The sequence below is a fragment of the Actinomycetota bacterium genome (genome assembly GCA_018333515.1).
Classification (GTDB): Bacteria; Actinomycetota; Aquicultoria; order Aquicultorales; family Aquicultoraceae; genus Aquicultor.
Genome location: JAGXSZ010000004.1, coordinates 1 through 7,020 on the forward strand (window position 1 = coordinate 1; position 7,020 = coordinate 7,020).

A 7,020-nucleotide genomic window follows, 5' to 3' on the forward strand; every position below is an offset into this window, starting at 1 on the left:
CAATGAGAAAGTTAACCTATGCGGGGGCTTTGGGAGAAGCTCTAAAGCAGGAAATGCGCCGTGCAGTTGCGCTCCATCATCACCCTGGGTAAAGACCGCGTAAGCGTCCAGCCCCGGAAAGGCTAAAAATCAACCATTTTAGTTTTAAGGCAAACGAATCAGATTCGTTTGCCTTAAAACTATCTTGACCACAAATTAATTCTTCACTTACATATTTGGCTTTTGAGAGGGAGTTGCGCTTAGGCCTAAACGCAACTCTAGGATGATAAACGTCTAGCATTGGAAAAATAGTTTTTACCGCCCACAAACTCAGTCTTCTTTGAGAAAAAAGGAGAGCATCAAGGTACTACCCATCCCCGCTTCACTCTCCATCAAAATCGTTCCTCCTATACTCTCAGTCAGGGACTTGGCAATAGAAAGCCCCAGCCCAAAGCCGGGAAGGGTCAGGCTATCCTCGCCGCGATAGAAGCGGTCGAAGACGTGTTCCAGGGTTTCGGGCGGAATGCCAGGCCCAAAGTCTTGCACGCGGATTTCGGCCTGGTTTCCGTTGCGATATGCTGTGACCAGCACCGGGCTGTCGGAATGTTTCAGGGCGTTATCCAGTCCGATGAGCAGAACCTGCTTAAAAGCGTCCCGGTCTCCCATAATTGACAAATCTTCGGCCTCTAGGCGAATGTCACGCGCCGGGTCGAGGGCGCGCGCCTGGCGGCAGGTTTCCTCCAGCACTGGCAGGATGGCGACCGGCTCCTTGACCAGGCTGCGTCCGGCATCAGAGCGGGCCAGCACCAGCAGGTCATTGACCAGTCTTATCAACCGGTCACTCTCGTCGGTCATATCCGACAGAATGTCGTCCCGCTCCTCAGCCGGGATGGGTGGCTGGCGGCGCAAAAGGCCCAGGTTGCCGCGCAGGGTGGTCAGCGGGGTGCGCAGTTCGTGTGAGACATCGGCCACGAAATTGCGCTGCATTTCGAGCGAATGGGCGACTTTCTCGTAAGCATCCTGCAACTGCGCCAGCATGTCGTTGAAGGTGGCGGCCAATTTGCCCACTTCATCCCGCGGGCCGCGATATCGCACGCGGTGGCTGAAATTGCGCTCCTGGCCGATGGTTTGCGCTGTTTGGGTAATCTGCGCGATGGGGCGCAGAAGCGCGCCCGAAAACAGCCAGCCCACCCCCAAGGCGGTGACGATGATGAACAGACTTAGCCCGCCAAATGACAGACCAAAGAAGCGCAGGGAGCGGTTGCGCTCTTCCAATGAACGCGCCAGTTGCAAAATGTAAAGCGTTTGCCCGTTTTGCGTGAGCGGGCGGTTGTAAATGAGCGTGGTCTGGTCGTTGACCGTTGCGGTTTGCCACCACTCGTGCCCGTTTTGCAGTTGGCTCAGTCCGTTGGCATCAAGCGGCAGGGCGTCTTCGACGCGGCCTTGCGGGCTGGCGAGCAGATTGCCATGCGGGTCGAGAATGCGGACAATTTCGCGCTCGCGCAAGTCGCGGAAGGGACGGTCTTCGGGGAAGTCGGAGAAGGAGCGCGGTGGGCGGTCTGTGACGAGGGGGATTTGCACGTTCAGGCTGTTGGCGCTTAAAATCGCCTCGCCCAGCCCAAAACTGGAGCGGCGCAGGTCATCTTGCAGGGCCAGATAGGTGACGCTCGAGAGAATGCCATAAATTGCCAAGCCAATGAACAAGAGGATGACGGCCAGGATGACGCTGTAAAGCAGGGTGAAACGCAAGCGGATGGACATAGGTGTTACTCTTCCCTCAGGACATACCCCACACCGCGCACAGTCTGAATGAGACGGGGAAGGCCGTCGGCTTCCAGTTTTTTGCGCAGGTAGCCGATGTAGATTTCGAGTACATTATCGTCGCCGCCGAAGTCATATCCCCAGATCTCGCGCAGGATTTGAGCGCGCTCCAGCACTTGGCGCGGATGGCGCAGGAGCAGGTGCAGCAGGTTGAACTCGGTCAGCGTCAGTGAAAGGTTCAGACCGCCGCGCCGAGCTTCGCGGGTGGACGGGTCGAGGCGCAGGTCGGTGTATTCCAAGATTTGCGCCTCGGGTTTAGCTTCGACGCGCCGCAGCAGGGCATGCACGCGCGCCACCAGTTCTGCCGGGGCGAAGGGCTTGACCAGGTAATCGTCCGCGCCGCTTTCGAGGCCGTCGACGCGGTTCTCGATGGCATCCCGGGCGGTCAGCATCAGCACCAGGATTTTGTTCTTCTCGGCGCGCAACTGCCGGAGCAGGGTTAGCCCGTCCATCTTGGGCATCATCCAGTCGGCAATCAAAAGGTCGGGGGATTTTTCGTCGATGACAATCAGGGCCTCCTCGCCATTGCTGGCGGTCAGGACGGTCAGGTTTTCATAGACCAGCGTGCGCTGGAGCATTTTGAGCAATTTCAGGTCGTCATCGACGATGAGGACAGCGGGCATGGGGCAATTCCGATTTCGGGCGAATGGGTTGGATTTACAGGCAGTTTATGGTTACGTTATAAGCATATATCGGTTTGCTGTGAAATGGCTATGAATGGAAGCAGATTCTGGGTATTTTCACAGCAATTTCACAGGTTATTCTTGGCTTGCTCACAGGATGTGATTTTAGAATCACAGTATCCAGAATCTGACACTTCCTGAAAGGACATCACCCATGCAAAAACACCTGAAGATATTATCACTCCTGCTCTTTCTCTTGATGGCGATACCGCTGTCAGGATGCGCCGGGCAGGCCAATGCCCAGTCCAGTGTAACGTTCCAGCCGGTTACGACCATCACGCTTGGCACGAGCATCGAATCGAGCGGCACGCTCAGCGCCGGGCAGTTGACCACCCTGGCGTGGGGAACCAACGGCGTCATCGAGATGGTCAACGTGAAGCCGGGCAGCCAGGTCAAAAAAGGCGAGGTACTGGCAAGCCTGCGGATCGATTCCGTCCCCGCCAGCATCCTCCAGGCGCGCGCCGATCTCGCTTCTGCCGAGGAAACTCTGGACAGCCTGCAAGACAATGCCCTGGTCCTGACCCAGGCAAAATTGGACGTGGTCACCGCCGAACAAACCCTGGCCGATGCCGAAAAGACCTTCGCTTCGCTCGATTATCCGCGCGCTTCAGATGCGCTTATCTTGAATACCGAGGCCCAAATCCGGCAGGCAGAACAAAGCGTGGCGCGCGCCTCTGACCATTATCGGACGGTTCAAAATTTGTCGGATGGCGACTCGCCCAAGACCGAAGCCATGCTGGCCCTGACCAACGCCCAACTCAGCCTGAACAGTCTAAAGGCCAACCTCAACTGGTACACCGGCAAACCCGCCCAGAGCGACTATGATTCGGCCCGCTTGAACGTGGAAAAGGCCAAAATTCAGCTGGCGGAAGCCCAGAAAGAAGTGGAACGCCTGCAAAGTGGAAAGCCTTCCACCGAATTGGCGCAGGCCGAGGCCAGCGTGGCTGGCGCGCGCGAGCAAGCCAATGCGATGTATATCCTCGCACCCTTCGATGGCGAAGTGATTGTGCTGTATGCCCAACCGGGAGAGGTCGTCCAAAATAGCGCAACCGCTATGGGACTGGTAGATTACAGTACCCTGAAAGTGGAGCTCTCCATTGACGAATCCGAAATCACCCAGGTCAAAGTGGGCGACCCGGCGGAAATCAGCATCGATTCGCTCCCCGGCCTGATGCTGACTGGCAAAGTGACCCTGATTGACCCGATTGGGCAAACCGTCAGCGGACTGGTCAAATATACCGCTATCGTTTCAGTCGAGCGGCCCGAAACGGCCATCCTGTTCGGCGCAACCGCCAATGTGATCGTGACCACCGGCGAGCCACGCGCTCTGCTGGCCGTGCCGGTCGGCGCGATATTAAGTGATTCGGATGGTGAATATATCTTGCGGGTTGGCGCAGATGGACTGACGCAGCGGGTGGATGTGGAAACCGGCGACCTGGCCGGGAGCCTGGTCACGCTGGTGAAGAGCGGCGGACTGAAAGAAGGCGACCAGGTGCAGGTCGGCGGCTCGTCTGGCACCAATCAAGATCAACAGCGCAACCCGGGCGGAATGATGCCCTTCGGAGGCTGATATGGCGCTCATCGAACTACGCAGCCTGACCAAAGTGTTCCAGATGGGTGAAAACGCAGTTCACGCCCTGGCAGGCGTTTCACTCGATATCGAAAAGGGTGAAATGCTGGCCATCATGGGGCCGTCGGGATCGGGCAAAAGCACGCTCATGTCCATCATCGGCTGTTTGGATGTCCCTACCGGCGGCTCGTACAGCCTGGACGGGCAGACGGTGGAAAAACTCAAAGACTCGCAACTGGCCCAGGTTCGCAACCGAAAGATTGGTTTCGTATTCCAACAGTTCAACCTGCTCTCGCGCACCAGCGCGCTGGAAAATGTGCTCCTGCCGCTTGGGTACAGCGGCCTGGGAGCGCGCGCCAGCCGCGAAAAAGCCCTCAAATCGCTGGAAATGGTCGGGCTGACAGACCGCATCCGCCACAACCCCGCTGAGCTCTCCGGCGGCCAGCAGCAGCGCGTGGCAATTGCGCGGGCGCTGGTCAATGAACCGGCCATCCTGATTGCCGATGAACCCACCGGCGCGCTCGATAGCAAAACCGGCGAGGAGATTATGGGGTTGTTCCAACGCTTGCACCAGGATTTCGGTCAGACGGTTATCCTCGTCACCCACAACCCCTTCGTCGCCCGCCATACCCGCCGCATCGTGCGCCTGTCCGACGGACTGATCACGTCTGATACAGCCAACCCAAACCCCATCGCCGCCGGTACGCCGCGCCCCGAAATGGAGATGTGACCATGCTGCTCACCCAAAATATTCTCACCGCCCTGCGCAGCCTCATGGCAAACAAACTGCGCTCCGGGCTGACCATTCTCGGTATTGTGATTGGTGTGGCGGCTGTAGTCGCGCTCATGGCGATTGGCACTGGCGCCACCAGCGACATTACCAGCCAGATTCAGAGTTCCGGCACCAACCTGCTCTCCATCCAGGCCGGGCGGACACAGCGCCCGCAGGCCGGGGGGGCACCACAAGCCTTTTCAGCGCTGACCTACAAAGACTACCAGGCGCTCAATGCCGCACTGACCGGCATTGCCGGGATTGCGCCCGTCTACCAGGCCAACAGCACGGTTGTTTTCGAAAACGACAGTTACAGCGTTTCTGTGACCGGCACGAGCGAGGACTACCTGAAGGTTTATTCCTACGAGATGGAGCGCGGACGCTTCTTCACTGCTGACGACCGCCAGAACAACAAACAGGTCGCCGTGCTGGGCGCAACCACCGCCGGGGAGCTGTTCCCAAACAGCGAAGCCGTCGGTCAAGCGGTAAAAATTGACGATGTGCGCTTCACGGTCATTGGCGTTCTCAAGGCCAAGGGCAGTTCCGGCTTCAGCGACCCGGATGATATTGTGCTGATTCCGCTCGAGGCTGGTTATCTCAAATTGTTCGGCGCAAACGCCATCCGCGACGGACAGAAAACGGTCAGTACCATCGCGGTATCGGCGGCCTCTGCCGAGGCAGTCGATACGGTCACAGCCCAAATCAACTTCGTCATGCGTCGCCAGCACAAAATCGAACCCGGCGCCGAGGCCGACTTCCGCGTCCAGAGTCAGAGCGACATGCTCGAAACGCTCAACACCGTCACCACCACCCTGACCACCTTACTTGGCGCGATTGCCGCCATCTCGCTCCTGGTGGGCGGGATTGGGATTATGAACATCACCCTGGTCTCGGTCAGCGAGCGCACGCGCGAAATCGGCCTGCGTAAAGCGGTCGGCGCGCGCAAAGACCACATCCTGCTCCAGTTCCTGGTAGAGACGATGACCCTCAGCTTATTGGGTGGCGTCGTTGGCATCCTGCTGGCCATTGGCATCGCCGAGATGGTCAGCGCGCTTGGTTTGATTAATTCGCTGGTAACCACGTCATCTATCCTGCTGGCTTTTACTTTCTCGCTGGGGATTGGTCTGTTCTTTGGTCTGTACCCAGCCTACCGCGCCGCTAACCTGCACCCAATGGAAGCCCTGCGGTCGGAATAATATTTCTTGCGAGGCCAATATGCAAACTTCTCTCCCAAAATCACTGCTTACCATCAGCATCCTGCTCATCATCCTGGCGCTGGTCAGCCTAGCGACAACCTTTTTGGGCGGTTTCGGGATGAATCCCACCGGACGCCAACCCGGAAACATGCCGCAGGGAAGTAATTTTCGTCCCGAAAATGCCAATCCCCCGCAGGGGGGATTCCAGGGCGGCGAACAGCAGCCCGGCGGCGGGACTTTCCCACAGCGTTCCAACAGCGGCGCATTCAATCTGTTTAGCCTGACTCGCACGTTCGGTTTGAGCGGGCAAATGATGACCTATCTCAATTCTGGCCTGGGAGTCATCGGCGCGGGGTTGGCTGCGCTGGGGGCCTTCTGGGTTTGGAAGAAGAAGAAATCCGGGCTGAACCTGGCCATTGTACTGGCGATATTATTCCTGCTGGGAGCGCTGCCGGGAATTTTTCCCGGCTTGCGAATGATGGATGCCGCCGCCATCATTCGATTTGTCCTCAACATCCTCAGCGTGGGCGCTGCGTTGGTCATCCTGGCAATAGGAATCCTGCCCTCGGTGAGGGATGAAGTGGAATAACCCTACATCATGCGGGCGGCAGTCCCGTCAAGGGCACACCACGCCCATAATTCAACAAATGCTAGCCTCCCTGCAACGTTTTTACAGGGAGGCTTTTTCACAGCAAGTTCACAGGTATTTCTTGGCATGTTCACAGGCGGGTGGTCTAGAATTTTGATGCAAATCAAAACCAATAAAAGAGGTCGACGATGACAAACAAAACACGGTTTTCCCCTGAGTTTATCATCCTAGTGTCCTGAAGCCAGGTTATTTAGCACAAAACGAACCTCAGGAGAAAGCTCTGGGTCAGCTAATACTTCCTTAGAATTGATAGTTACAATTGCCGATCGCAGTGGTCGAATTACGTTCACAAATTTCTTTATACTGATTCCAGTCCGATATTCAATATTTCTACTAACCGCTAAAGCAGC

Annotated in this window: 7 protein-coding genes; 4 read left to right on the top strand and 3 right to left on the bottom strand. The window is 57.1% G+C overall.

Translation table 11 applies throughout. The features are described from left to right. Positions 1-309 precede the first annotated feature (309 nt). Positions 310-1,740, bottom strand: a complete 1,431-nt coding sequence (locus KGZ93_00760) for a HAMP domain-containing protein (GenBank protein MBS3908155.1) — start codon at positions 1,738-1,740, stop codon at positions 310-312. A gap of 5 nt (positions 1,741-1,745) precedes the next feature. Further along, positions 1,746-2,423, bottom strand: coding sequence for a response regulator transcription factor (locus KGZ93_00765; protein MBS3908156.1), 678 nt, complete (start codon positions 2,421-2,423; stop codon positions 1,746-1,748). A gap of 214 nt (positions 2,424-2,637) precedes the next feature. Here KGZ93_00765 and KGZ93_00770 point away from each other — a divergent pair, with 214 nt between their 5' ends. The 4 genes from KGZ93_00770 to KGZ93_00785 are packed head-to-tail and all read left to right on the top strand — an operon-like array spanning position 2,638 to position 6,610. Next, positions 2,638-4,053 carry an efflux RND transporter periplasmic adaptor subunit gene (locus tag KGZ93_00770; GenBank protein ID MBS3908157.1) on the top strand — a complete coding sequence of 472 codons (1,416 nt, stop codon included), beginning with the start codon at positions 2,638-2,640 and terminating at the stop codon, positions 4,051-4,053. Between the two features lies 1 nt (position 4,054). Further along, complete coding sequence (locus KGZ93_00775; protein MBS3908158.1) at positions 4,055-4,783, top strand: ABC transporter ATP-binding protein; 729 nt, start codon at positions 4,055-4,057, stop codon at positions 4,781-4,783. A gap of 2 nt (positions 4,784-4,785) precedes the next feature. Then, on the top strand, positions 4,786-6,021 hold the full coding sequence (locus tag KGZ93_00780; GenBank protein MBS3908159.1) for an ABC transporter permease: 1,236 nt from the start codon (positions 4,786-4,788) through the stop codon (positions 6,019-6,021). Between the two features lie 19 nt (positions 6,022-6,040). Beyond that, entirely contained in the window at positions 6,041-6,610 is a 570-nt protein-coding gene (locus KGZ93_00785; GenBank protein MBS3908160.1) for a hypothetical protein, read from the top strand. Positions 6,611-6,837: 227 nt separating this feature from the next. Here the strand turns inward: KGZ93_00785 and KGZ93_00790 are convergent. Continuing rightward, on the bottom strand, positions 6,838-7,020 hold a 183-nt coding region (locus KGZ93_00790), incomplete at its 5' end, for an IS1634 family transposase (protein MBS3908161.1).

Excerpts from the sequence above, each read along its gene's own strand:
- KGZ93_00780 (MBS3908159.1), top strand. The coding sequence starts at position 4,786 with ATGCTGCTCACCCAAAATATTCTCACCGCCCTGCGCAGCCTCATGGCA.
- KGZ93_00785 (MBS3908160.1), top strand. The coding sequence starts at position 6,041 with ATGCAAACTTCTCTCCCAAAATCACTGCTTACCATCAGCATCCTGCTC.
- KGZ93_00765 (MBS3908156.1), bottom strand. The coding sequence starts at position 2,423 with ATGCCCGCTGTCCTCATCGTCGATGACGACCTGAAATTGCTCAAAATG.
- KGZ93_00770 (MBS3908157.1), top strand. The coding sequence starts at position 2,638 with ATGCAAAAACACCTGAAGATATTATCACTCCTGCTCTTTCTCTTGATG.
- KGZ93_00760 (MBS3908155.1), bottom strand. The coding sequence starts at position 1,740 with ATGTCCATCCGCTTGCGTTTCACCCTGCTTTACAGCGTCATCCTGGCC.
- KGZ93_00775 (MBS3908158.1), top strand. The coding sequence starts at position 4,055 with ATGGCGCTCATCGAACTACGCAGCCTGACCAAAGTGTTCCAGATGGGT.